This is a genomic window from Chryseobacterium barbadense (genome assembly GCF_042849955.1).
Classification (GTDB): Bacteria; Bacteroidota; Bacteroidia; order Flavobacteriales; family Weeksellaceae; genus Chryseobacterium.
The window spans coordinates 20771-44829 of the sequence record NZ_BAAFHL010000009.1; the positions used below are offsets into that span (position 1 = coordinate 20771).

Annotated in this window: 22 protein-coding genes; 12 read left to right on the forward strand and 10 right to left on the reverse strand. The window is 37.4% G+C overall.

From position 1 onward, the window contains the following. Positions 1 to 109: 109 nt before the first annotated feature. Positions 110 to 1147, forward strand: a complete 1038-nt coding sequence (locus ACGHIN_RS06140; RefSeq protein WP_390451808.1) for a bestrophin family protein — start codon at positions 110 to 112, stop codon at positions 1145 to 1147. 5 nt (positions 1148 to 1152) lie between these two features. Here ACGHIN_RS06140 and ACGHIN_RS06145 read toward each other — a convergent pair whose 3' ends face one another. After that, positions 1153 to 1611 carry an Lrp/AsnC family transcriptional regulator gene (locus ACGHIN_RS06145; protein WP_390451809.1) on the reverse strand — a complete coding sequence of 153 codons (459 nt, stop codon included), beginning with the start codon at positions 1609 to 1611 and terminating at the stop codon, positions 1153 to 1155. A gap of 146 nt (positions 1612 to 1757) precedes the next feature. On the opposite strand from ACGHIN_RS06145, the gene ACGHIN_RS06150 reads away from it, so the two are divergent. Continuing rightward, on the forward strand, positions 1758 to 2981 hold the full coding sequence (locus ACGHIN_RS06150; RefSeq protein ID WP_390451811.1) for an aminotransferase class I/II-fold pyridoxal phosphate-dependent enzyme: 1224 nt from the start codon (positions 1758 to 1760) through the stop codon (positions 2979 to 2981). A 38-nt stretch (positions 2982 to 3019) separates the two neighbouring features. Here the strand turns inward: ACGHIN_RS06150 and ACGHIN_RS06155 are convergent, their stop codons facing one another. After that, on the reverse strand, positions 3020 to 4024 hold the full coding sequence (locus ACGHIN_RS06155) for a glycosyltransferase family 2 protein (protein WP_390451812.1): 1005 nt from the start codon (positions 4022 to 4024) through the stop codon (positions 3020 to 3022). Between the two features lie 202 nt (positions 4025 to 4226). Here ACGHIN_RS06155 and ACGHIN_RS06160 point away from each other — a divergent pair, with 202 nt between their 5' ends. Further along, positions 4227 to 5237, forward strand: a complete 1011-nt coding sequence (locus ACGHIN_RS06160; protein ID WP_390451813.1) for an SDR family NAD(P)-dependent oxidoreductase — start codon at positions 4227 to 4229, stop codon at positions 5235 to 5237. A 37-nt stretch (positions 5238 to 5274) separates the two neighbouring features. Beyond that, entirely contained in the window at positions 5275 to 6081 is an 807-nt protein-coding gene (locus tag ACGHIN_RS06165; protein WP_390451814.1) for a helix-turn-helix domain-containing protein, read from the forward strand. A 64-nt stretch (positions 6082 to 6145) separates the two neighbouring features. On the opposite strand, the gene ACGHIN_RS06170 is transcribed toward ACGHIN_RS06165, so the two are convergent. Both ACGHIN_RS06170 and ACGHIN_RS06175 read right to left on the reverse strand, forming a co-directional pair. After that, positions 6146 to 6337: a hypothetical protein gene (locus tag ACGHIN_RS06170; RefSeq protein ID WP_390451815.1), complete on the reverse strand. Its 192-nt coding sequence runs from the start codon at positions 6335 to 6337 to the stop codon at positions 6146 to 6148. Positions 6338 to 6386: 49 nt separating this feature from the next. Continuing rightward, on the reverse strand, positions 6387 to 7547 hold the full coding sequence (locus tag ACGHIN_RS06175) for a THUMP domain-containing class I SAM-dependent RNA methyltransferase (RefSeq protein ID WP_390451816.1): 1161 nt from the start codon (positions 7545 to 7547) through the stop codon (positions 6387 to 6389). Positions 7548 to 7692: 145 nt separating this feature from the next. On the opposite strand from ACGHIN_RS06175, the gene ACGHIN_RS06180 reads away from it, so the two are divergent. Together ACGHIN_RS06180 and ACGHIN_RS06185 are read left to right on the forward strand one after the other, a co-directional pair. Then, a complete protein-coding gene (locus tag ACGHIN_RS06180; RefSeq protein WP_390451817.1) occupies positions 7693 to 8421 on the forward strand; it encodes a class I SAM-dependent DNA methyltransferase in 729 nt (242 codons plus the stop codon). Beyond that, the gene (locus tag ACGHIN_RS06185) at positions 8421 to 9140 is read left to right on the forward strand and encodes a ZIP family metal transporter (protein ID WP_390451887.1); all 720 of its coding nucleotides are present in this window, start codon (positions 8421 to 8423) and stop codon (positions 9138 to 9140) included. The genes ACGHIN_RS06180 and ACGHIN_RS06185 overlap by 1 nt, the downstream gene beginning before the upstream one ends. 67 nt (positions 9141 to 9207) lie before the next feature. On the opposite strand, the gene ACGHIN_RS06190 is transcribed toward ACGHIN_RS06185, so the two are convergent. Next, positions 9208 to 10584, reverse strand: a complete 1377-nt coding sequence (locus tag ACGHIN_RS06190; protein ID WP_390451818.1) for an OmpP1/FadL family transporter — start codon at positions 10582 to 10584, stop codon at positions 9208 to 9210. A 57-nt stretch (positions 10585 to 10641) separates the two neighbouring features. Beyond that, positions 10642 to 11679 (reverse strand): prolyl-tRNA synthetase, encoded by a 1038-nt coding sequence (locus ACGHIN_RS06195; protein WP_390451820.1) that lies wholly within the window; start codon positions 11677 to 11679, stop codon positions 10642 to 10644. Between the two features lie 134 nt (positions 11680 to 11813). Here ACGHIN_RS06195 and proS point away from each other — a divergent pair, with 134 nt between their 5' ends. The 5 genes from proS to dnaJ all read left to right on the forward strand — a co-directional run bounded on the left by proS (position 11814) and on the right by dnaJ (position 18270). After that, positions 11814 to 13289 (forward strand): proline--tRNA ligase, encoded by a 1476-nt coding sequence (proS, locus tag ACGHIN_RS06200; protein ID WP_390451822.1) that lies wholly within the window; start codon positions 11814 to 11816, stop codon positions 13287 to 13289. 314 nt (positions 13290 to 13603) lie between these two features. Next, positions 13604 to 14908, forward strand: coding sequence for an OmpA family protein (locus ACGHIN_RS06205; protein WP_390451824.1), 1305 nt, complete (start codon positions 13604 to 13606; stop codon positions 14906 to 14908). 112 nt (positions 14909 to 15020) lie between these two features. After that, a complete protein-coding gene (locus tag ACGHIN_RS06210) occupies positions 15021 to 16355 on the forward strand; it encodes an Nramp family divalent metal transporter (RefSeq protein ID WP_390451825.1) in 1335 nt (444 codons plus the stop codon). Positions 16356 to 16512: 157 nt separating this feature from the next. Continuing rightward, positions 16513 to 17049 (forward strand): nucleotide exchange factor GrpE, encoded by a 537-nt coding sequence (locus ACGHIN_RS06215; RefSeq protein ID WP_390451826.1) that lies wholly within the window; start codon positions 16513 to 16515, stop codon positions 17047 to 17049. A 96-nt stretch (positions 17050 to 17145) separates the two neighbouring features. Continuing rightward, positions 17146 to 18270, forward strand: coding sequence for a molecular chaperone DnaJ (dnaJ, locus tag ACGHIN_RS06220; RefSeq protein ID WP_390451828.1), 1125 nt, complete (start codon positions 17146 to 17148; stop codon positions 18268 to 18270). 344 nt (positions 18271 to 18614) lie between these two features. Here dnaJ and ACGHIN_RS06225 read toward each other — a convergent pair whose 3' ends face one another. Continuing rightward, complete coding sequence (locus tag ACGHIN_RS06225) at positions 18615 to 19496, reverse strand: DUF808 domain-containing protein (RefSeq protein ID WP_390451829.1); 882 nt, start codon at positions 19494 to 19496, stop codon at positions 18615 to 18617. Between the two features lie 253 nt (positions 19497 to 19749). On the opposite strand from ACGHIN_RS06225, the gene ACGHIN_RS06230 reads away from it, so the two are divergent. Beyond that, positions 19750 to 20613 carry an alpha/beta hydrolase gene (locus tag ACGHIN_RS06230; protein WP_390451831.1) on the forward strand — a complete coding sequence of 288 codons (864 nt, stop codon included), beginning with the start codon at positions 19750 to 19752 and terminating at the stop codon, positions 20611 to 20613. 38 nt (positions 20614 to 20651) lie between these two features. Here ACGHIN_RS06230 and ACGHIN_RS06235 read toward each other — a convergent pair whose 3' ends face one another. The 3 genes from ACGHIN_RS06235 to ACGHIN_RS06245 form a co-directional block, all read right to left on the reverse strand. Beyond that, on the reverse strand, positions 20652 to 21347 hold the full coding sequence (locus ACGHIN_RS06235) for a DedA family protein (RefSeq protein WP_390451832.1): 696 nt from the start codon (positions 21345 to 21347) through the stop codon (positions 20652 to 20654). Between the two features lie 86 nt (positions 21348 to 21433). Continuing rightward, positions 21434 to 22546 (reverse strand): peptide chain release factor 2, encoded by a 1113-nt coding sequence (prfB, locus tag ACGHIN_RS06240; RefSeq protein ID WP_390451833.1) that lies wholly within the window; start codon positions 22544 to 22546, stop codon positions 21434 to 21436. 392 nt (positions 22547 to 22938) lie between these two features. Beyond that, complete coding sequence (locus ACGHIN_RS06245) at positions 22939 to 24048, reverse strand: NAD(P)/FAD-dependent oxidoreductase (protein ID WP_390451835.1); 1110 nt, start codon at positions 24046 to 24048, stop codon at positions 22939 to 22941. Positions 24049 to 24059: the final 11 nt, after the last annotated feature.

A 24059-nucleotide genomic window follows, 5' to 3' on the forward strand; every position in this document is an offset into this window, starting at 1 on the left:
AAATTATATCAACCTCTAATTTTTTAGAGGTTTTTTTATGCTCGTTTTTTATTTTTTTAATAAACTTGTAATAGCGTTATTCGAAACGCCTTATTAAAACGCAGAATGTATGATCACAACCAAATACGTCAATTACAGACAGGTACTTAATTTATCCGGCATTCATCTGATCTGGATTTCGATCTGGTGTACTTTGATTGCCGTGCTCTTCTATTTTTTCAATTGGCAATGGATGATCATTCCGTGGGTACCTGTAGCTTTAATTGGTACTGCTGAGGCGTTTTTGGTTGGTTTTAAAAACAATCAGGCGTACGACAGGCTTTGGGAAGCCAGAAAAATATGGGGTGGGATCGTTAATTCCAGCCGTTCTTTTGGAGCGATGCTCTACGCATTCAATACAGAAAATGAAGAAGTAGGCACTTTTGACCTTGAAGATCGGAAAAAAAGAATTGTTTATCGTCATATTGCATGGCTATATGCTTTCCGTGAACAATTATTGGTTCCTACAGAATGGGAGCATATCAGCGCAGAAGAAGAACATTCCCATCACAATGTTAATCAAAGGCGTAACAGATTAATCAAAGCCGGATTTCCGGATTATGGAAGAACACCGATCTTTCTTCACAAATATTTATCTGAAGAAGAGGCGGAACTTCAATCCTCTTATAAAAATTTCGCCACCTACCTGATTTCGCAACAGGCAAAAGATATCAACGCTTTAAAAAACATTCAGGCTATTTCAGATTTCAATCAAATGCAGCTCCAAAATTCTCTGAATGAGTTTTATGGTTTTCAGGGACAGGCGGAAAGGATTAAAAAATTCCCTTCTCCAAGACAGTTTGCCAGTACGGCTTTTGTTTTCAATGTTCTTTTTATCCTTTTACTTCCACTGGGTTTGGTGAATGAGTTTGCAAAGCTCGGCGACTGGGGAATCTGGACCTCTATCCCTTTCTGTATCATTATCGGCTGGATCTACATTATTATGGAACTGGTAGGAGATTATTCCGAAAACCCATTTGCAGGACTGATGTTTGATGTTCCAATGCTTTCCATCTGCAGAACAATAGAAATTGATCTACTGCAAATCATTGGAGAGCACGAAGATCTTCCTGAACCCATTGCTTCTAAAAACGGGGTTATCGTTTAGTCTTATTACACCACCATGGCTGTCGTATTCTTAACCTCGGAAATCATGAATGAACTGTGAGTACTTGCAATATGCTGTAAAGTAGTCAGTTTACTCAACATAAAATTCCGGTAATCATCCATATCTTTCACTCCTATTTTAAGGATATAATCATAATCACCACTTATATGGAAGCATTCTGTAACTTCCTCTAAATTCATCACTTCTCTTTCAAACTGAAGTACATACTCTTTTTTGTGTTGTGTAAGCTTGATGTGACACAAAACAATAAAGTTTCGCTCCACTTTATGCTTATCAAGAATGGCTACATATTTTGAAATCACCCTTGTGTTTTCCAGTTTTCTTATCCTTTCATATACTGCCGTTACAGATAATCCGAGCTTATAAGAGAGCTCTTTAGTGGTTTGCTTGCAATCTTCCTGCAAAAAAAGCAGGAGTTTTCTATCAGTTTCATCGAAGGTCATAGATAATTTTTTGGTTAAAGTTTATAATATTCAAATATAATAAACATTTTTTCGCCAATATAAAATAATTATAGTTTTATCATCTAATATTTACAGAAAGTATTGTAATAATTCTGGAAAGAAGTGAAATTTAAAAGAAAAAAATAATGGATACTTTTAATGCCGCAAATGAAATTCAGGATTTGCAATATTTTGGAGAATTCGGTGGAGTGAACCCGTCTATTTCGGACAGCTCTACCTACACGTTCCTTTCTGCTAAAACTATGTTCGACACATTCGAAGGAAACGCAGACGGGTGCTATTTATACTCAAGACATTCATCCCCGATGAACCTATATCTTGCCCAGGCTTTGGCAAAAATGGAAAATACGGAAGCAGCTAATGTTACGGCTTCAGGAATGGGAGCTATTACTTCTGTGCTTATGGAGGTTTGTAAAGCAGGAGATCATATTATTTCGAGCAGAACTATTTATGGCGGAACGTATGCTTTTCTTAAAAACTTTCTTCCGTCTTTCAACATCAATACCACTTTCGTAGACATCAGCAACTTTGAATCTATTGAAAACGCTATACAGCCTGCTACAAAGGTGATCTATTGTGAAACGGTAAGCAATCCGTTACTGGAAGTAGCAGATTTGAAAAAGCTATCTGAAATCTGTAAAAAACACAATCTAAAACTGATCGTTGATAACACCTTCTCTCCTCTTTCTGTTTCACCACAATTGTTGGGAGCCGATATCGTTATCCACAGTTTAACGAAATTCATCAACGGAAGCAGTGATACGGTTGGCGGAGTGTATTGTGGAACACAGGAGTTCATCAATGATACTAAAAATGTGAACACAGGTGCCTGTATGTTGCTTGGACCAACCATGGACAGCATGCGTTCTGCAAGCATCTTAAAAAACCTGAGAACGCTTCATATCAGAATGAAACAGCACAGCCACAACGCGATGTACCTGGCTGAAAGATTTGAACATGACGGATTAAAAGTTTCTTATCCCGGATTACCATCCCATAAAGATCATGAACTTATGAAAAGTATGATGAATGAAGAATACGGATTTGGCGGATTGCTGACTTTAGATGCCGGAACTACAGAAAAAGCTAATGAATTGATGGAATTGATGCAGCAGGAAAATCTGGGATATCTTGCAGTAAGTTTAGGATTTTATAAGACATTATTCTCATGTTCAGGAAGCTCAACTTCATCCGAAATCCCGGAAGAAGAACGTGCTGCGATGGGAATCTCCGACGGATTGATCAGATTTTCCATAGGCCTGGATCATGATATTGAAAGAACCTACCGGAAAATGAAAGAATGCATGAAAAGAACAGGCGTTCTCCACCATGAAACGGTTACTATATAAAATAAAAACCGGCTGAATAAATTCAGCCGGTTTTTATTTTATTTCTTGTAAAAATGATTCGGAAAAGCATCTTCAGGTCTCATTCTGAAAATATTCAGGAAGATCCAGGATTTCAAAAATCCATAGCCATAGGAAAACATCTGGATATACGTGGAAATAACGGCCATTCCGGCAATACTGATATTTTTAGTGACCCATAAGGCATGAAAAAATACCAGAAATGTATATAATCCGTACAAAGCCAGTATAAAGCCATTACCCAGAACAAAATATTCCAGGAAACCCATTATATATCCTAAAAGAAACAGTGTAGGAAACGCAAAAGACAGTTTCACATAATTCGGATGTCTCTGATTAAGAATGGGTCTTGCACAGCCAAACTGATAGACCTGTTTTGAAAATTTCCCAAAATCTACTCTGCGTTTGTGGTATACGGCAATATCATCAAAGAAAGCGGTCGTGAATCTATTTTCCCAAAGTGTCATGGACAGATCAGGGTCCTCACCTATCCTCATTTCTGAAAAGCCGCCTACCTGATCAAAGACTTCTTTCTTTACGCCCATATTGAAGCTTCTGGGCTGAAACCTGGAAACCGCCTTTTTGCTACCTCTGATCCCTCCCGTTGTAAAAACCGAGGTCATGGAATAGGAAATAGCTTTTTGCATCAGATTAAAGCCTTTATGTGCTTTATCCGCTCCTCCAAATGCATCACACGGAATTTCCAGAATATCTTTTTTGATGTTTTCAATGTAGTCTTTTTCCACAATAACATCGCTGTCTACAAAAACCAGCCATTCATTTTCGGCTCTTCTCGCTCCGTAATTTCTCGTTAAACCCGGTCCGGAATTATCCTTTCTGAAATATTTTATATTCAAAATTTCTTCAAAATTCTGTATGGTGGGTTTCAGGTCGATCAGGGAACCGTCGTCTACGATGATTATCTCAAAGTCTTTATCAGTCTGTTGAGTGAGTGAAGTTAAAAGCTCAAAAAGCTCATCCTTTCGGTTAAAAATAGCGACAACGATGGAAATGGTAGGCTTCAAATTGAAAATTTTTCAAAATTAATTATTCACGGAGGAACCAGCAAACAGTTTTAAATTAATTAACGCTCAATTTTTAAAAATCATATTCATAGGCATACATTTTTTAAAACCGACATTTTAAACAAAGTTATTTGGAATTTTAAACAAAACATCAGATTCATCATCTCTATACCTTTGTTTCATTAATTAAAAATCAAAACATATGAAACTTAATCAAAACGTACAACAACCGTTGACTTCAAATTTTAATGCTAAATCCACAGCACAGGATGTTATTAAAGGAATTGACCTTTCCGGGAAAACGGTCATCATCACCGGAGGATATGCAGGAATCGGGTTAGAAACTACAAAAACTTTGGTTTCCGCGGGCGCAAAAGTGATCGCTCCGGCAAGAGATATTGAAAAAGCAGGAAAAAACCTGGCAGGAATCCGCAATGTGGAAATTGAGTATTTAGATTTAATGGATCCTGAGTCCATCAATGTTTTTGCAGAGAAATTCATAGCATCCGGAAGAGCCCTTCATTTACTGATTAACAATGCAGGTATTATGTGGGTTCCGTTACGAAGAGATTCAAGAGGAATTGAATCTCAATTAGCCACCAATTATTTGGGAGCATTTCATCTTACAGCAAAGCTGTGGCCCGCTCTAAAAAAAGCCAATGGTGCAAGGGTAATCAATGTATCTTCTTATGGACATCAGATGTCTCCATTCAATTTTGAAGATCCTAATTTTGAGCACAGAGAGTACCAGACTTTATTGGGATACGGACAATCGAAAACGGCCTGTAATTTATTTGCTGTAGCTTTGGATCAAAAGGCAAAAGAATTCAATGTAAGAGCTTATTCTTTACACCCTGGTTCTGTAAATGGAACTGACCTGGGAAGAGAAGAGCCTATTGAGCTTTTTAAACAAATAGGGACACACGACGAAACCGGAACCATCAAACCGGAAGTGGAAGCTCGCTTGAAAACGATACCGCAAGGCGCAGCTACAACTGTCTGGTGCGCTGTAAGTCCTTTACTTAACACTATTGGAGGTGTTTATTGTGAAGATTGTAATATTGCTGAAATAGATTTCGGACAAATTGAACATCGGTTTGATGAGCCTTCTACTATTCGCGGAGTTCAGCCCTATTCTATAAATCATGAAAACGCGGATCGCTTATGGAAGTTAAGCGAAGAAATGACAGAGATAAAATTCACGGTGGAATAATCTGTTTTTAAATACCTTTGTTGTAGAAAATGATCTTATGGATTTTCAAATCAAATACATCACACCGGACATTAAATTATCTACTTACGATGATAAGCTGTTCAAAACGGAAACTGTTTTTGAATATCACATGCTGGTGTGGTTTATTTCCGGTGAAACCAAAATCATTCAGGCCGATCAGACCTATATTTTCAAATCAGGAGATATTTTCCTGATTCCCAGAAACCATCTGGCTACGATCATTAATTATCCGAAAGACGGAAAACCGCATAAAGCCGTAGTCATGCATCTCACCACAGAGCGCTTGAAGCAATTCTACTCTACTCTTGATCCGGTAAAGAAAAACTTCCGTGAAGAAACTAAAATCTACAGTTTCCCTAGACATCCGTTGCTTGAAAGTTGTCTGGCTTCCCTGATTCCATATTTTGATATGAAAGAATCTTTCCCCGAAAATATTGCTCATTTAAAAATCATTGAAGCCATAAGTATTTTACGGGAAATTGATCCAAATATCGATTCGATACTCGCTGATTTTGAAGAGCCCGGTAAAATAGACCTCATTAATTTCATGGAGAAAAACTATATGTTCAATATGCCATTGGAAAGATTTGGATATTTAACGGGAAGAAGTCTCTCAACTTTCAACCGGGATTTCAGAAAAGCTTTTAAAGTCACGCCACAACGATGGCTTACTCAGAAACGATTGGAACTGGCCTATTATCATTTGAGGGAAAAGAAAAAAAAACCGACAGATGTGTATATGGAAGTGGGTTTTGAGGATCTTTCGCATTTTTCCTATGCTTTTAAAAAACAGTATGGCTTTGCGCCTTCTTTGGTAACATGATTAAGAAATATTGAAATAAAAATCCGCCTATTCTGCGGATTTTTATTATTCTGTTGTTGCAGATTTAGTTTTTACTGGTCATAAAATATCCGGCAATAATACCTATCGGGGCAATTATGGGAAAAAACAGCAATGCCAGATAAGGCCAGATACTTGATTTATTTTTAAACAGTATGGCAATAGCAACAGCATATAATGTGATGATCATTAATGCAAATACTATAATATCAAAAGGGCCAATTACTAATAATTTCATAATTTAAATTTTGAATAATACATGTAACATTTATTGCTTATAAATGCTATTAACTTTCAATCTTATGTACTTTTTTCGTCCCCTCATACATCTCATACTGTAAGAATCTGGTTTCCAGCTTTCCATTGAACAGCTTCACTTTTCTTGAAGGACGCAATCCCACCTTCTTCACCGCTTCAAGATCAGAGGAAATCAGCCACGCTAAAGTATTCGGGTAGCTTGTTTTGAAGGTATCTCCTATTTTTTTGTAAAAATCATCGTCATTGATAGAAATTCTTTCATCATAAGGCGGATTAAAGACCATCAATAATGGGAACAGTTCTTTTTTGGAATCAAAGAAATTCTGTTTCTTCACTTCTATCACATCCTCCATTTCAGCGGCTTCAATATTCATTCTTGCCGCATTCAGCATTCTTGCATCGATATCATATCCTACAATCTTTCCTTCAAATTCTTTAATTCTGTTGATTCTGAATTCTTTGATTTTTGTAAAAAGATCTGCATCATAATTTTTCCAGTTCTGGAAAGCAAATTTCTTTCTGAAAATCTGCGCCGGAAGGTCCATTGCAATCATCGCCGCTTCTATCAACAGGGTTCCGGAACCGCACATCGGGTCAAGAAAATTTCCTTTCCCGTCCCAACCTGCGATCTGAAGCATTCCGCTTGCCAGTACTTCATTGATCGGAGCCTGTCCCTGTTCTTTTCTGTATCCTCTTTTAAATAACGGATCACCGGAAGAATCAAGAGAAATTGTTACCAATTCCCGGTCGATATGCAGGTGAAATTTAATATCCGGATTTTTGGTTTCAATACTCGGACGTTTTTTAAATTTATCCTGAAAATAATCCACAATGGCATCCTTCATTTTCAGTGTCATAAACTGGGAATGCTTGAATGTTTCGGAATTGACCGTTGCATCAATGGCAAAAGTCTGATCAACATCCAGAAAATCTTCCCAGGTCACTTTTAAAAGCCTGTCATAAAACTGATGCTGATTAAACGCTTTAAATTCATGGATCGGTACTAAAATCTTCAAAGCCGTTCTCGCAGCATAATTGATTTTATAAAGAAAACCGAGGTCTCCTTCGCAGTTCACTGCACGGTTCTTAACTTCAACACTGCGGCCGCCCAGTTTTTTGATTTCTTCTGCCAAAACCTGCTCCAGTCCGAAGAACGTTTTTATCTGAATTTGTAGATTGTCTGTATTCATAAGTAATAATTAAAAGATTAAAAAAATTAAAAAATTGAAAGATTAAAAATCAGAGCAATCAATGTTTCAATAATTTAAATCTTTAAATGCTTTAATCTCTAAAATAGTTTGCCTTTAACCGCACAAATTTAGTTATTTTTGCATTATGGAATGGTTTGAATCTTGGTTTGATACCCCTTATTATCATTTGCTGTACAGTAACAGAGATTATACTGAAGCAGAAAACTTCATTACAAAGTTAACGGCTGATCTTCAGCTTCCGCCTTCTTCCAAAATCATTGACCTTGCCTGTGGGAAAGGAAGACATTCTGTTTTTCTGAATAAATTAGGTTATGACGTTTTGGGCTTAGACCTTTCCAGACAAAGCATTGAGTACGATAAGCAATTTGAAAACCAAACCCTTATTTTCGATGTTCATGATATGAGAAATCCTATTGATGCCGATCCAATGGACGCGGTATTCAATCTGTTTACGAGTTTCGGGTATTTTGATAAGGAAAGTGATGATAAAAAGGTTTTCCAGTCGGTGTACAATGCTTTAAAACCGGGAGGATATTTTGTTCTGGATTATCTGAATGAAGAATATGTGAGAAAAAACATCGTTCCGGAATCTGTTATTACCAGAGGAAATATAAATTTTAAAATCAATAAAAAAATAGAGGGAAGACATATCATTAAAGACATTAAATTTGATACGGAAGGAAGGTCTTTCCATTTTTTTGAAAAAGTAAAGCTTCACACTCCCGAAACTATTCATTCTTATGCCAGAGAATGCGGCTTCGAAAGAATAAAAATCTGGGGAGATTATCAACTGAATGCTTTTGATAAAGAAACTTCTCCACGTTGCATCAATTTATTTAAGAAAACAATATGATATCGGTTATTTTACTGATTATAAGCGTTATTGCAGGAGTACTCCTGGGAAAAATTTTCGGCCAAAAAGAAAAACTGGCTAAAAATCTATTGATCCTAAGTGCCGGATTCTTAATTACGATTTGCCTTAATGAAGTGTTTCCACAGGTATATGTTTCAGAAGAAAGTAGCAATCTGGGTATTTTCGTTATTGCCGGCGTATTGCTTCAGATGATCCTGGAAGCCCTTACCAAAGGTTTTGAACATGGACATTTCCACCATCATCATGAGCATAATATCCTTCCCATGGCACTTATGGTAGGACTTTTTATTCATGCTTTCATTGAAGGGATTCCCTTAGCTAATGAAGAAGAAACTCTATCCCCATATTTATTAGGAATCCTGGTTCACAACATCCCTATTTCTTTTATTCTGGGAGCGTTTTTATTCAACAGGAACGAAGCCAAAAGTCCGTCTTATCCTTCATTACTCATCGTTGCCTTATTTGCTTCCGCATCACCTTTGGGCATGTTATTAGGCAATTATTTCAACCCGGACCTGCAGCCTTATTTTCTGGCTATAGTGGGTGGTATTTTCTTACACATTTCTTCGGTAATCATTTTTGAAAGCAATAAGAACCACAATATTGACTGGATGAAAATAGGGCTTGTTATTTTGGGAGTTATTTTTGCTTTAACGATGCATCTTTTCCATACTCATCCTCATCCCCATCATCACTAAAAACAAGAAACTCCGAATTGTTTAAATCCGGAGCCTCAATTTAATCACTCATTACACAATCCGGAAATTAGAATTTCCAGCCGAATGTAATAAAGAAGTTATTTCTGCTGTTTTTCACATCGGAAACAATATAAGCATCGCTGGTTATGATATCTGTTGGTGAATAGTAAGCAGAATCTATATTATCAGACAGAACTCCTCTCATAAAAGGATTACTGTATTTAGAAGTTACATTCTGATATGCCGCATCGATATAGAATGATTTGAAATCATATCCTAAACCAAAGGATAATAAATTTCTGTCATTCAGGATAAGATTGCTGTAAGATTGATCTCCTGTGTTTCCTTCATCTGTAAATCTATTGATCGTTAATGCATCTAAAGGGTTTGAAACATAGGAGTAACCACCTCTCAGTCTGAATTGCTTGATTCGGTATTCAGCACCTAATCTTAATTCTGATATGTTTTTATAATTATCCTGGAAGAAATCATTCAGTTCCGTTTCTGCAGGTCCATATACTTTATATTTAGGTTTGGTTAAGCCAATGCTGTAATCTGCATTTAGGGAGAAATTTTTACCTGCAACAACGGCAGCACTCACGGTTGCCTTAAGCGGGGAGGTGAATCTCCTGTTTTCATAGCCGAAATCATCTCCTAATTCAGGATCATTATAAAAATCATAGCTTCTTTCGATTTCCCAGAAAGTAGGCGTTTCCAAAGCAGCTCCGATTCTAAAATTAGGGCTTACTTTTCCGATCACCCCAAGAGAAGCTGAAAATCCGGTAGATCTTTCAAAATATGGAGTATTTTGTTTATCAAAGTAATCTATCGCTCCATTTTGAAGCGATTGGAAAGCCGCCGTATCATACTGATCGATCGTTGCATTGAAGAAATTAAATCCTGCTCCGAAATACAGGTTATGATTATAATTGGCTCCTACCCCAAAACTTGTTTTAGATAAGTTCCCATATCTGTTATAAGCATGTCCCGCATATGAAGAGCTTCTGTCTACATCAAAATCATACATCAGATTGCTGTTACCCGGAGTTTCCACATAATTCTCAATAGACTGGTTGGAAAAGTTCACCCCGATATTAATGAATTTCCATGCGCTTTCAGACATGAGCTGGAATGTCATAATCCCACCTACATTTCCAAGATCTACATCATTGATATTATAATTGATGGATGAACCCGCTAAGGAAGAAGTATTTTTGTTATTGTTGATCGACAACGTTCCTGTAATCTCACCAGAAATAGCAACTCCTAAACCCGCAGGGTTGGTAAGCAGCGCACTGGCATCTCCGCCCAAAGCGCCGTTGGCTCCGGCCATTGCATTGAATTTAGAAGACCCAACCATAGGTGATCCGGAATATACATCAATAGAATTTCTTATGATAGAAACATCCTGAGCCTGCGCAAAAAATGCTGCAGAAATACTCATTAATACTAAAGATTTTTTTAACATTATTTTTTTGAATAGTTATTACGATTTTTGAAATTATCTTCCTCCTCTGAAGCCTCCGCCTCCACCACTGGATCTGAAGCCTCCTCCGGTAGAACCACCACTCGATCTAAAGCCTCCTCCACTGTTGGAATTGTTATAGCCACCCGATCTGAAACCGTTGTCATTCCTATAACCACTGTCGTTTCTGAAGCCACTGTCATTTCTTCTAGGTGGATTGTATGTTGGATTCTGCTGTCTCATACCCCCTGAATTTCTGAAACCTCCGCTGTTGGTGTTTCCTTGTCTGAAACCTCCGGTATTCGTATTTCTGAATCCGCCCGTGTTATTTCTCAGCGTATTGCTATTACCATTTCTGAAACCTGAACCGGTTCCGTATTTATTTAAGCCTCCCGCATTGTAGCTGTTGAATCCTCTTCCATCTGCACCACTTCTTCTGTAAACAGGTCTGTTGTAGTATCCGTTACCCCAATAACCGCCATACCATCCTCCATAATAAGGATATCCGTATCCGTAGTAACCTCCCCAGAAAGGATCATAATATCCACCCCAGTAAGGAGAGTATCCGAATCCCCAGTTCCATGGGTTATACCCCCAGGAGCCACCCCAGCCCCAAGAGAAGCCTATATTCCAGCCCCATCCACGGTTCCAGCCCCAATATGGGCTATATCCGTACCAACCCCAAGGATATCCCCATCCCCAGGAATTGTCATAGTAATTCGTTACGTTTCCCGCAAAATTACCCCAGTCAGAGTCTGTAGCATTCATATTCCATTCATTGCCGCTCCAAGCGTTATATCTGTTATCCTGTTCTCTGGAATTGATCTCAGCATTTTGAATAACATTAGAGTCCTGATAGTAATCATAATATTCACCAACCCTGTTTCCTCTGTCATCATCAATGATTACCCCTTCAGGAAGGGTATCTTTGTTGGGATCGTAATATACCCCATCTGTCTCGCTGTAACCTCCCATTTGAGCCCCACAAGACATCAGCAGCAATCCGCCTGATAGGGCTAAAATTCCTTTGGATTTTAGCATACCAAGCAAATTTTTATGTATATTTCTTTTCATGATAATGTAAAAATTTTTAATTTAAATTATATTTGCAATCTGTACCAAAAATATACCAAATAATGGTCATAAAAATCTATCAAAAATAGATTTTTATTTTTAGATAACAATAACATATAAAAGTTAAAATCGTAATGGCAAAATTAACCTCAAGAAGCGAAGATTACAGCAAGTGGTATAACGAGTTAGTTGTAAAAGCAGATCTGGCTGAAAACTCAGGGGTACGTGGATGTATGGTGATTAAACCGTATGGCTACGCCATCTGGGAGAAAATGCGTGATGAAATGGACAAAAAATTTAAAGAAACCGGTCACGTTAATGCTTATTTCCCGCTTTTTGTACCCAAAAGCTTATTTGAGGCTGAAGAAAAAAATGCAGAAGGTTTTGCTAAAGAATGTGCGGTGGTCACCCATTACAGATTAAAAACCGATCCCAACAATCCTCAGAAACTTATTGTAGATCCGGACGCCAAGCTTGAAGAAGAGCTTATCGTTCGTCCAACTTCAGAAGCCATCATATGGAATACCTATAAAAACTGGATCCAGTCTTACAGAGATTTACCAATTCTGATCAACCAATGGGCGAATGTAGTTCGTTGGGAAATGAGAACCCGCCTGTTTTTAAGAACTGCCGAATTCTTATGGCAGGAAGGCCACACGGCTCATGCCACAAAGGATGAAGCAATTGAAGAAACTGAAAAAATGATTGATGTATATGCTGATTTTGCGGAAAACTTCATGGCGATTCCTGTTATCAAAGGGTTAAAGACCCCTTCTGAAAGATTTGCAGGAGCGGATGAAACTTACTGTATCGAAGCATTAATGCAGGATGGAAAAGCGCTTCAGGCTGGTACCTCTCACTTTTTAGGACAGAATTTCGCCAAAGCGTTTGATGTGAAATTCACCAACAAAGAAGGCAAAATTGAACATGCATGGGCTACATCTTGGGGAACTTCCACCCGTTTAATGGGAGCCCTGATCATGACCCATTCTGATGATTTCGGATTGGTATTACCTCCTACCCTGGCCCCTATTCAGGTAGTTATTGTACCTATCTTTAAGGGTGAAGAACAATTAAACCAAATCAGTGAGGTTGCATTGGATATTCAGGCTAAACTGAGAGCAAAAGGAATTTCCGTTAAATTCGACAATGATACTCAGAATAAACCGGGTTGGAAATTTGCAGAATATGAACTGAAGGGAGTTCCTGTAAGAATTGCCATCGGGCCGAAAGACCTGGAGAACAAATCAGTGGAAATCGCCAGAAGGGACAACCTTACCAAAGAAGTGCGTTCTATTGAAGGACTGGATTCTTATATTGAAGAATTACTGAACACGATTCAGAAAGATATCTACAATAAGGCACATAACTTTAGAAAAGATCACATTACTAAGGTGGATACCTATGAAGAATTTAAAAAAGTTCTGGAGGAAAAAGGAGGGTTTATCTATGCCCATTGGGATGGTACCGAGGAAGAGGAAGAGCAGATTAAAGATGAAACTAAAGCGACTATCAGATGTATTCCTTTAGATAATGATATTGAAGAAGGAACCTCTCTTATTTCGGGTAAACCGTCTAAAAGAAGGGTATTGTTTGCAAAAGCATACTAATCTTTATTCAAAATATTAAAAAAACATCCCGAATATTGAGAAATATTCGGGATGTTTTTTTAATATGGATTATTAGGAGGAAATTAAATCTCCATTTAACGAAAACATTTCAACAAATATTTGGATAACTCGGGAGATAGAGATCATCTCTGTAAATGATCTGACAGACGGGCATTATTCATAAAATCCCACGATAGATTTTACTAATTATTCAAAAAAAATTCGATGACTTTAACAAATATTTTAAAAAAAATAGTATTTGGACTATTTTTTGTTTAAATTTATGTCAACATTAATTTTAAAATAAATTTATTATGTCTTTAAACGTCATTGATTTAATTAAAGGACAATTAGGTCCCGCTCTAGTTTCTCAGGCAGCATCACAGCTTGGAGAAAGTGAATCCGGTATTTCAAAAGCAATTGGTGGATTGTTACCTGCAGTTGTGGGTGGTTTAGCCAACAATTCTGATAATCCCGCGGTTTTGGATTCCATTACCAACGCCTCATCAAGCGGCATACTGGGAAATCTATTAGGAGGATCTGAGAATAATAATTCATGGATAAGCAATATATTATCCCTTATCTTTGGTGACAAAGTAAATGGATTAGTTAATACAATTGCTACCTATGCAGGAATCAGCAACAATTCATCCAGCTCTTTATTGAATCTGGTGACAGGTGCTACGTTAGGCTCCATTGGAAAATATGCTGCTGATAATAACTTAGGACAATCCGGTATTTCAAATCTATTAGGTGAACAGAAAGGTATTATTTCTACGTTATTGCCTGCAGGACTTTCTTTAGCTTCTCTCAATCTTGGTGATTGGGCAAAAGGATATAAGTTCGATAATGACAATGACAAAATCAATGTAACTTCTCACGAAGAACCTAAAATTGAAGTAACGAGAAGTACTACTCCTACGGGAACTTATCCTGACAGAAACAATAATGACGGTGGCGGCTCTATCTGGAAATGGTTGTTACCTCTTTTATTGCTATTAGCAGCAGGATATTTCTTGTGGAAACAATGCAATAAGAAAGAAACAACCACAACAACCACAACTTCGGATTCTGCAACAGTATCTTCTGATACAGCAACGGTTTCCACTATGGATACTGCAGCAACTACGGCTACGACAACAAAGGTTGACGAGAATATCGACCTGAACGGTGTAGCATTGAAGGGATACAAAGGCGGAATGGAAGACAGAATGATTTCTTTCCTTAAATCTGACGGATATAAAAATGCAGCAGACGATAATGCTTTGAAAGATGTATGGTATGATTTTGACCATGTTAATTTTAAAATGGGAAGCTCTACTGAATTAGAAGCAGGTTCTCAAGGACAACTTGACAATTTGGTGGCTATTTTGAAAGCATTCCCGGATGCTAAAATTAAAATCGGTGGATATACAGATAAGACAGGTAATGAAGCTTCTAACGTAAAATTATCTCAGGCCAGAGCTGACTTTATTAAAGCAGCTTTAACGAAAGCTGGAGTGGGAGCTCAGGTTTTAGGAGCTGAAGGATATGGAAGTAAATTTGCCACTGTAGATGCTTCTGCTTCTGATGCAGAAAGAGCTATTGACAGAAAAATGGCTGTTAGATTCGCAAAATAGTCTTTCAGAATCGATATACAATTAATCCCGGGAAAAATATTTCCCGGGATTTTCATTTTATATTTTGCGTTTTGATTTATTTAATTAAATTTGTTAGTCATTTCTAACATTTATGAATTTCAATATAAAAGAAGGTTGGAGGAAAGAAAGAACTTCACACTCATTATCAGAAGTCTATTCCTCTATCAAAGTTCCTAAAAAGGCTACTTTTTGGAGAAAATATCTTGCCTTTGCCGGCCCCGGTCTCATGGTTGCCGTCGGGTATATGGATCCCGGGAACTGGGCGACGGATATTGCAGGAGGTGCTCAATTTGGGTATACGCTGCTTTCCGTTATCCTTATTTCCAACATTTTTGCTATGGTATTACAACATTTGTCTGTAAAACTTGGCGTAGTAGCAGAAAGAGACTTAGCGCAGGCTTGCAGAGATCATTTCAATCCAACCACCAATTTTATTTTATGGGTATTTTGTGAGATTGCCATTGCAGCCTGTGATCTGGCCGAAGTTATTGGTTCTGCTATTGCTTTGAACTTATTATTCCATATTCCATTAACATGGGGAATTGTGATTACAACTATAGATGTTCTTATTATACTTCTTATGCAGGCAAAAGGTTTCAGATGGATAGAAAGTATTGTGGGTGGTCTTATTTTCATTATTCTGGCCTGCTTTGTCTATGAAATTGTTATTTCAAAACCCGCTTTTAATGAAATTCTAGGAGGATTGGTACCTCAAAAGGAAATCATTCAGAACCCTGCCATGCTTTATATAGCCATTGGAATTTTAGGGGCTACCGTGATGCCGCACAACTTGTATCTTCATAGCAGCATTGTTCAAACCCGTGATTACCCGCGTGACCGGGAAGGAAAAAAAGAGGCCATTAAATTTGCTACATTAGACAGTACCGTTTCTTTACTGCTTGCATTCTTCATTAATGCAGCCATTCTTATTCTTGCAGCTGCAACTTTCCATACCACCGGAAATAAGCATATTGCAGACATTCATGATGCTTATAAAATGTTAACCCCTATTTTAGGAGCTTCTATGGCAAGTATTGCTTTTGCGATTGCTTTACTGGCCTCAGGGCAAAATTCAACCCTTACCGGAACTCTTGCGGGGCAGATTGTAATGGAAGGCTTTTTGAATATCAGGTTAAAACCTTGGCTGCGAAGATTAATCACACGACTTATCGCCGTAATTCCGGCTTTAATTGTCACTATTATTTACGGTGAAAAAGGCACAACTGATCTATTGGTTTTAAGCCAGGTCATCTTATCCATGCAGCTTAGCTTTGCAGTGGTTCCGCTGGTGATGTTCACCAGTGATAAAGCAAAAATGGGTGAATTTGTAAATAAACCTTTCCTGAAAGGCTGTGTGTGGGCCATTTCCTTCGTTATCATCATCCTAAATTTGTACTTATTATTCCAGACTTTTTTCGGAGAATAAATAATAGCGAATGGTGAATTTATAACATATCCAAAAATTGACTATTCACCATTGACCAGTGACTTTTTCGCCACCCGAACAAATTTTCTGACTTAATGTCCTGATTTTTTCTTTGGCAGAATCTTTGACAAACAATTCTGTAAAATAGTTATTGAATATGGAAAATCAGGATATCAACGAAGAAAACATCAATAAGCAAGAAGAGAACACCATTCAGAATGAAAACACTTCTGGAGAAAATGTGACAGTTGAGCCGACAGCAGAGGAACTTTTGGCACAAGAAAAAGATCGTTATGTTCGTCTTTATGCTGAATTCGAAAATTATAAAAAGAGAACATCCAAGGAGAAAATGGAATTTTTCCAGTATGCTAACCAGGATATGATGATTTCTATGCTAGGAGTATTGGATGATTTTGAAAGGGCTTTAAAAGAAATTGCCAAGAACGGAAATTCTGCAGATCTACAGGGAGTGGAACTTATCTATCAGAAGTTTAAAGGGAAACTTAATGAAAAAGGACTAAAAGCAATGGAAGTAAAAGCCGGAGACAGCTTTAACGTAGATTTTCACGAAGCCATTACCCAGATTCCAGCCCCTTCAGAGGACCTGAAAGGGAAAATTGTAGATGTTATTGAAACTGGTTACACTTTGAATGACAAGGTTATTCGTTTTGCTAAAGTAGTAACAGGAAACTAATATTAATAATGATAAATGATGAGTGATAATTGATGAGATCTCACTTATACCATTCTGAATGTCTGTTATCATTTATCAGTAATCAATTATAAGATCATGTCAAAAAGAGATTATTACGAAGTTCTTGAAGTAAGCAAATCCGCATCAGCCGATGAGATAAAAAAGGCCTATCGAAAAATGGCGATCAAATATCATCCTGATAAAAACCCGGGAGATAAAATAGCCGAAGAAAAATTCAAAGAAGCTGCAGAAGCTTATGAAATCTTAAGCGATGACCAAAAACGTGCAAGATACGATCAGTTTGGCCATGCAGGAGTAGGTGGAAATGGAGGATTCGGTGGCGGATTCGGCGGGGGAATGAATATGGAAGATATTTTCAGCCAGTTCGGAGATATTTTCGGTGGTCATTTTGGTGGCGGATTCGGAGGATTTGGTGGCGGAGGGCATCAGCAGCAGGTAAAAGGTTCCAATCTTAGGATAAGAATCAAGCTGAACCTTGAAGAGATGGTGAATGGTACCCAGAAAACCATCAAAGTAAAGAAAATGAAAATGGCGGAAGGTGCCACTTCAAAAACATGTCCTACCTGTAACGGTTCCGGTGTTCAGATCAAAGTAATGAATACGATGTTTGGACAAATGCAGACCCAGACTACCTGTGGAACCTGCCAGGGAATCGGAAAAGTAGCCGATAAAATTCCGGCCGGCGCCAATGCACAAGGTCTGATCAAGGATGAAGAAGAAGTGACCATTAATATTCCGGCAGGAGCTAGAGACGGCATCCAGCTTAATGTGAGAGGAAAAGGAAATGATGCTCCTTTTGGTGGTATTCCGGGAGATCTCTTAGTGATCATCGAAGAGGAAGTGGATAGAGTCATTAAAAGAGAAGGTGACAATCTTCACCAGGAATTATATATTTCTTTTGCAGAAGCGGCCTTGGGAACTAAAAAAGAGGTTCCTACGGTAGGTGGAAAAGTGAAAATTACCGTAGATGCGGGAACCCAATCCGGCAAGATTTTAAGACTGGCTGGAAAAGGGCTTCCAAGCATTGACAGCTATGGGAAAGGCGATATGTTCATCCATATTAATGTATGGACCCCTCAAAAGCTTACGAAAGAACAGAAAGAATTCTTCGAAAAGCAGATGTCAAGCGGAGAAATGGTGGCAGAGCCATCCGGAAAAGAAAAAACTTTTTTTGATAAAGTGAAAGATTTATTCAATTAAGAATATATTTAAAAGAGGCTTATTAAAGCCTCTTTTTTTTGTAATAAGTTCGGTGCGGGAGCAAAGCTCCCGCGCCGATGTATTCTTTATTATTTATAAACTTATTATTTAACCTGAGTTCGGGTTAAGAAAACAGAACAATTTTATTTAAACACGATGTAAGCAAAGGTCTTTAAATTTTACTGCCTATATTTTTCCGTTCGCAACGGCGTTTCACTCAACTAATGATAAAGCTTTTGTTGTCAATTGCTGAACAGAGTGCCTTTGCGTTCTAAAAAATGATCCTTTTACTAATATTGCGACCATCATTTGCGTTTAAAATAAAATCCTTAACCAAAACTCGATTATTTACGAAGAACTGCTGAATATATTTTCTTACCTACAGTAAATAATGCTACAGCGATTAATCCCCCAATGATCCCGAAAGTAAATTCTTTGATCATATCCGGCCATGTGGGAAGGAAATGGTGAAGGTAAGAGATATTGTGAGCAAAAATCCCTCCTGAGACCAAGATCAGAGCAAGAGTCCCTACAATTCCTAATATTTTGATGATAATAGGTAATGCATTTACCAATAAATGTCCCAATTTGGAGAAGAATCCTTTATCATTGCTTTTATTAATCAGCTTGAAACCTGCATCATCCATTCTTACGATAAGAGCTACAATTCCATACACTCCTACGGTTGCTATAAATGCTACAAAAGTTACGGTGAGAATTTGTGTTAGTAACGGGTGGTTTTCCTCAATAACTGTTCCCAAAGCAATGATTACAATTTCTATGGAAAGAATAAAATCGGTTGCTATGGCAGACTTTATTTTGGTCTTTTCAGAAACGGGTTCATCTTCATCAACCTGGCTTTCTTCAATAACTTCATGCCCTTTTTTCGAACGGTGGAATAAAAATTCGATGATCTTTTCCACGCCTTCAAAAGCGAGGTAAAGTCCTCCCAAAACCAGGATAATTTCTATTGCGGGCTTATAGAGCCAGTTGAGCAGGAAAGCAATGGGAAGAATAATAAGTTTATTAATGAAAGATCCTTTCGTAATTGCCCATAAGACCGGCAATTCGCGGGAAGAAAGAAAACCGGTTGCTTTTTCTGCATTTACGGCTAAATCATCACCTAAAATCCCTGCCGTCTTCTGAGTTGCTATTTTACTTGTAACTGCCACATCATCCATCAGAGCGGCAATATCGTCCAAAATCGCAAAAAAACCAGATGCCATAGTATTTTAATATTTTTTTAATAAGTGTTAAGTACGGCAAAAATAAGGTTTTAATCTGATTTCCCGATATGATTGTACCCCGATTTAATAGAAAAAGAGTAAAGCTTAATTCTATGGGTTGACCTACAACGTCTTTACAAGCCCTACAAGACTAAAGGTATAAAAAATATAGCTTTTTAAGGAATTATAATACACGGTTAAAAGTCATTTCTACAAGCATTCATAATTCTTCATTTTTATGTATTTTTAATCAATGAAAAAGCTCGTACTCAGATACCACTTCTTTGTTTTGGGATGCATAGGATTCATTTTGAATTCATGCAATTCAAGGTTCAGGGTTTGGGTAGGGACCAACAATGAACAAAAAATTTATAATCTAAAATATGGAGAACATAAGAAGCAGAAAATGGATATTTTCTTGCCGTCCGATTATCTGGAAACATCTCCTGTAGTTCTTATTGTTCATGGTGGCGCCTGGAAATACGGCAGAAAAGAACATATGATTCATATTCAAAAAATGCTTTTTAAAAATAATATTCCAAGCATTAATATGAATTACCGCCTGGTTTCAAAAAAAGTCACTTATAAACAGCAGTTGGAGGATATTGCTTCGGCTATTGAAAAATTCAATTCACTGGCTCAGAAAGCCGAATTACAACCCAATAATTATATCCTTCTCGGTGAAAGCGCAGGTGGACATTTGGCATTACTTTACGGATATCAACATGCTGATCAGATCAGGAAAATTATTTCCCTGAGCGGGCCTACTGATTTTTTTTCTAAAGAATACCTGAATTCATTTTATTCAAAATATTCATCCCCTACAATTCAAAGGGCTGTGGGAACAAAATTCAATCGTAAAAACTTATCTGAAGAATTTCAAAAAGCAAGCCCGATTGCCAATATCAGTAATATTCCTACTCTATTATTTCAGGGGAATAGGGATTTTCTGGTGAATCAAAAACAGGGTCTTTCGTTAGATTCTGCATTGACTCAACAGAACGTCCCGCATAAATTGGTTTTTATGGAAGGAGCTGGCCATGCACCAAGGTTTTTCAGCAAAAAGAAGAGAGACAGTATCATCTATCCAAATATTCTGGACTGGATAAAAAAATAACCTGCATTTTAGCAGGTTATTTACTTATATAAGATATTTTAATCAAAATTCTGATCCTCATATTTAGAGAAATCCTGCTTTTTCCCAAACAGGAATTTGATGATCACCGGAAGTGTGGTGATCAATACAATCACAATGATAATGTATTCCAGTTTGGATTTTAATTCAATTCCAAATTCATCTCTGAACACTTTATCCAAATAATGGCCAGCATAAATTAAAGAGAATGACCACAAAACAGCTCCTATAATATTATCTCTTAAGAATTCTTTCTTATCCATTTTCACAATACCCGCAACAATAGGGGTAAAAGTTCTTACCACCGGTAAAAACCTCGCCATTATAACTGCCAACGCACCATGTTTTTCAAAGAAATCGTGTGCCTGATATAGGTATTTCTTTTTAAATAATGTGGTATCTTTCTTTTTGTATAAAGCCGGACCTGTTTTTAATCCGAAATAATATCCTACTTCGTTTCCAATAATTGCTGCTAAAGAAACGCAGGCCGCCAGAATGGTAGTATCTAAAAAATCGCTCCCTGTAGAGCCAAAAGTCTCTTTGATAATTTCCACCGCATAGATTCCCGAAACAAATAATAAGGAGTCCCCGGGTAAAAAGAATCCCACAAAAAGACCCGTTTCAGCAAAAATAATAAATAAAATAAGCCAGAACCCACCCATTTTGATATAAAACTCAGGGTTCAGTAAATCCTTCCAACTATTGAAATCTTCCATAAATATTGATGAGTAACAAAAATAAGCCTAAAAAACCTGATACAAAAATTAATTATAAGTTTTTAACAATTCCAGGCTATGATATTTTACAGATCCAGATCATCATCCGAAACCGCTGTTCCGTCTGCCATTAAAAATGCTTTCAGAAATGGGGTGATATTTCCGTTCATTACGGCATCCACATCTGAGGTTTCGTGACCGGAACGAACGTCTTTTACCAATTTGTAAGGATGCATCACATAGTTTCTGATCTGGCTTCCCCACTCTATTTTCATTTTGTTGGCTTCGATCTCGTTTCGGGCTTTCATACGTTCTTCAAGTTCCATTTCATATAACCTTGAACGAAGCAACTGCATAGCTTTTTCCTTATTCTGAAGTTGCGAACGGGATTCTGAGTTTTCAATGATAATTCCCGTAGGAGCGTGGCGAAGACGTACTGCCGTTTCCACTTTGTTTACGTTCTGTCCACCGGCTCCGGAACTTCGCATGGTTTCAAATGATATATCGGCCGGGTTGATGTTAATTTCAATCGTATCGTCCACCAAAGGATAGACATATACGGAAACAAAACTTGTGTGACGTTTTGCATTACTGTCGAATGGTGAAATCCTTACCAATCGGTGAACTCCGTTTTCTCCTTTTAAGTATCCGAAGGCATATTCTCCATCAATTTCCAGGGTCACTGTTTTTACTCCTGCAACATCACCTTCCTGGAAGTTCAGTTCCCTGATCTTATAGCCTTGCTTTTCCGCCCACATGGTGTACATCCTCATCAGCATGGAAGCCCAGTCACAGCTTTCTGTTCCTCCCGCTCCCGCTGTAATCTGTAGTACTGCAGAAAGTTCATCTCCTTCATTGGAAAGCATGTTTTTAAATTCTAAATCTTCAATCTTTTCTACTAACTGTGGAAAAGTTTCGTCTAATTCTTTTTCAGAATCAGGATCTTCTTTGGCAAATTCCGCCAATACCTGAAGGTCTTCAAACTGGCTGTTGATCTCTTCATAATCTTCCACCCATTTTTTCTTGGAACGAAGCTGTTTCAGAAATGATTCTGCTTCTTTCGGATTGTCCCAAAATTCAGGAGCTGCCGTTTTCTCATCGTCATTGGAAATTTCGATCTTCTTTTTTTCGATCTGAAGGTATTTATGTAAATCCTCAATTCTGGATTGAACTTCTTTTATCTGGTCGTTGTTAATCACGAATATTTCTTTTTTGCAAAAATACGGATAAAATTATGAGTAATGAATAATGTGCAGTGAGTAATATTTTAAGGTATATTTACTTTATATAATTTAGTTATTAGTCAACGAAACTCTTTATTATTCCAATTAAATAAATTGTTTCATAAAATGAATTTATTTAAAGACATTAGTCAAAGTGATAATTGGTTATCTGAAAAAATACTCATACAACTGGAAAAAGGAATTAACCATGAAAAAATGAAATTAATTTTAGAATCCGAATTAATTGTTAGGTACGGTTTTTTTCGTCATGAATTTAATTCTGAATAATTAACAAATGAAATTTTCGATTGGTAGGAAAAGAATTAATTTCCAGGCATTTAAGATCTGCGAAATCTGCGAGACTTAAACTATAAAATCATTCCCATAACAATTTCCCCGATTTTCGGAGCTAAAGCCACTCCCATTCCGGAAAGTCGGACTGCACAGAACTGTCTTTCGGAAAGCTGTTTTATAATGGGCGTTTTCTCCGATCCCATTGCCATAATTCCGGACCAGCGGTGAGCAACTTTGAAATCCTGACCGGGAAGAACAACTTCTTTCAGAAAGTTTTCCAAATGATCCTGTAAAAATGCAGTGGTGTCAAAATCAGTGGTTTCTTCTGTCTTAAAGTCTTTATTTCTTCCACCGCCTAATAAAACACGGTTTCCCAAATTTCTGAAATAATAAAATCCTTCGTCATAATGGAAAGTTCCCCGAAGTTTTAAATTTTCGAGGGGCTCCGTCAAAAGAATCTGTCCACGAGCCGGAATGATCTCTTCTTTTTCCAAAAATGTTGAACTGAAAGCATTGGTACAATAAATAAGCTGATCTGCGTCAACTGAAAGTGTATCTGAAATCTGAACTTCAATTCCATGTGCGCTCTCAACACTATTTTTCACTTCTGTTCCGAAAAGAAATTCTACTTTCAATTCATGGCATTTTTCTAAAAGTTTTTGCATCAATTTTCCTGAATGCAGACTTCCTTCACATGAATTTTCAATTAAAAAATCAGATTTCCCTAACCCGAACTGTTGTATTTTATCCTGATTAAGAAAGTATGTTCTCTCAACTCCGGTGATGGCAGCCAGTTTTTCATTAACCTCAGCTATTTGATGTAAAGGTTCTTCACTATTCAGAATTTCATACCCTCCGGTTAATTCAAAATCAATTTCATCATGTTTGAAATACTGTTGAATTTTCCTGAGCCCTTCAAACCTCATTTTTACCAAATCCAGTGTTTTTCCCCAACCCATTTTCTGGGAATCGGCAATAACTTCGGTAAGGCTTCCAAAGCAGGCAAAACCCGCATTTCTTGTTGATGCACCTAAAGGAATTGAGCTTCTTTCAATAATTAAAACCGATTTTTCAGGATATTTTTCCTTGATGGAAACAGCGATCCATAATCCCGTGAAACCGGCCCCAACAATAATAATATTGCGCTTTCTGTAAAAAGTTTCAAGCTCCCAGATGCTGTTCATAATGATCAATG

What these genes read in the sequence shown, in the direction of transcription:
- ACGHIN_RS06170 (WP_390451815.1), bottom strand. Translation starts at nt 6,337, where the DNA reads ATGAAATTATTAGTAATTGGCCCTTTTGATATTATAGTATTTGCATTA.
- ACGHIN_RS06180 (WP_390451817.1), top strand. Translation starts at nt 7,693, where the DNA reads ATGGAATGGTTTGAATCTTGGTTTGATACCCCTTATTATCATTTGCTG.
- ACGHIN_RS06230 (WP_390451831.1), top strand. Translation starts at nt 19,750, where the DNA reads ATGAAAAAGCTCGTACTCAGATACCACTTCTTTGTTTTGGGATGCATA.
- ACGHIN_RS06210 (WP_390451825.1), top strand. Translation starts at nt 15,021, where the DNA reads ATGAATTTCAATATAAAAGAAGGTTGGAGGAAAGAAAGAACTTCACAC.
- ACGHIN_RS06225 (WP_390451829.1), bottom strand. Translation starts at nt 19,496, where the DNA reads ATGGCATCTGGTTTTTTTGCGATTTTGGACGATATTGCCGCTCTGATG.
- ACGHIN_RS06215 (WP_390451826.1), top strand. Translation starts at nt 16,513, where the DNA reads ATGGAAAATCAGGATATCAACGAAGAAAACATCAATAAGCAAGAAGAG.
- ACGHIN_RS06150 (WP_390451811.1), top strand. Translation starts at nt 1,758, where the DNA reads ATGGATACTTTTAATGCCGCAAATGAAATTCAGGATTTGCAATATTTT.
- ACGHIN_RS06245 (WP_390451835.1), bottom strand. Translation starts at nt 24,048, where the DNA reads ATGAACAGCATCTGGGAGCTTGAAACTTTTTACAGAAAGCGCAATATT.
- proS (WP_390451822.1), top strand. Translation starts at nt 11,814, where the DNA reads ATGGCAAAATTAACCTCAAGAAGCGAAGATTACAGCAAGTGGTATAAC.
- ACGHIN_RS06195 (WP_390451820.1), bottom strand. Translation starts at nt 11,679, where the DNA reads ATGAAAAGAAATATACATAAAAATTTGCTTGGTATGCTAAAATCCAAA.
- ACGHIN_RS06190 (WP_390451818.1), bottom strand. Translation starts at nt 10,584, where the DNA reads ATGAGTATTTCTGCAGCATTTTTTGCGCAGGCTCAGGATGTTTCTATC.
- ACGHIN_RS06145 (WP_390451809.1), bottom strand. Translation starts at nt 1,611, where the DNA reads ATGACCTTCGATGAAACTGATAGAAAACTCCTGCTTTTTTTGCAGGAA.
- ACGHIN_RS06140 (WP_390451808.1), top strand. Translation starts at nt 110, where the DNA reads ATGATCACAACCAAATACGTCAATTACAGACAGGTACTTAATTTATCC.
- ACGHIN_RS06160 (WP_390451813.1), top strand. Translation starts at nt 4,227, where the DNA reads ATGAAACTTAATCAAAACGTACAACAACCGTTGACTTCAAATTTTAAT.
- dnaJ (WP_390451828.1), top strand. Translation starts at nt 17,146, where the DNA reads ATGTCAAAAAGAGATTATTACGAAGTTCTTGAAGTAAGCAAATCCGCA.
- ACGHIN_RS06235 (WP_390451832.1), bottom strand. Translation starts at nt 21,347, where the DNA reads ATGGAAGATTTCAATAGTTGGAAGGATTTACTGAACCCTGAGTTTTAT.
- ACGHIN_RS06175 (WP_390451816.1), bottom strand. Translation starts at nt 7,547, where the DNA reads ATGAATACAGACAATCTACAAATTCAGATAAAAACGTTCTTCGGACTG.
- ACGHIN_RS06205 (WP_390451824.1), top strand. Translation starts at nt 13,604, where the DNA reads ATGTCTTTAAACGTCATTGATTTAATTAAAGGACAATTAGGTCCCGCT.
- ACGHIN_RS06165 (WP_390451814.1), top strand. Translation starts at nt 5,275, where the DNA reads ATGGATTTTCAAATCAAATACATCACACCGGACATTAAATTATCTACT.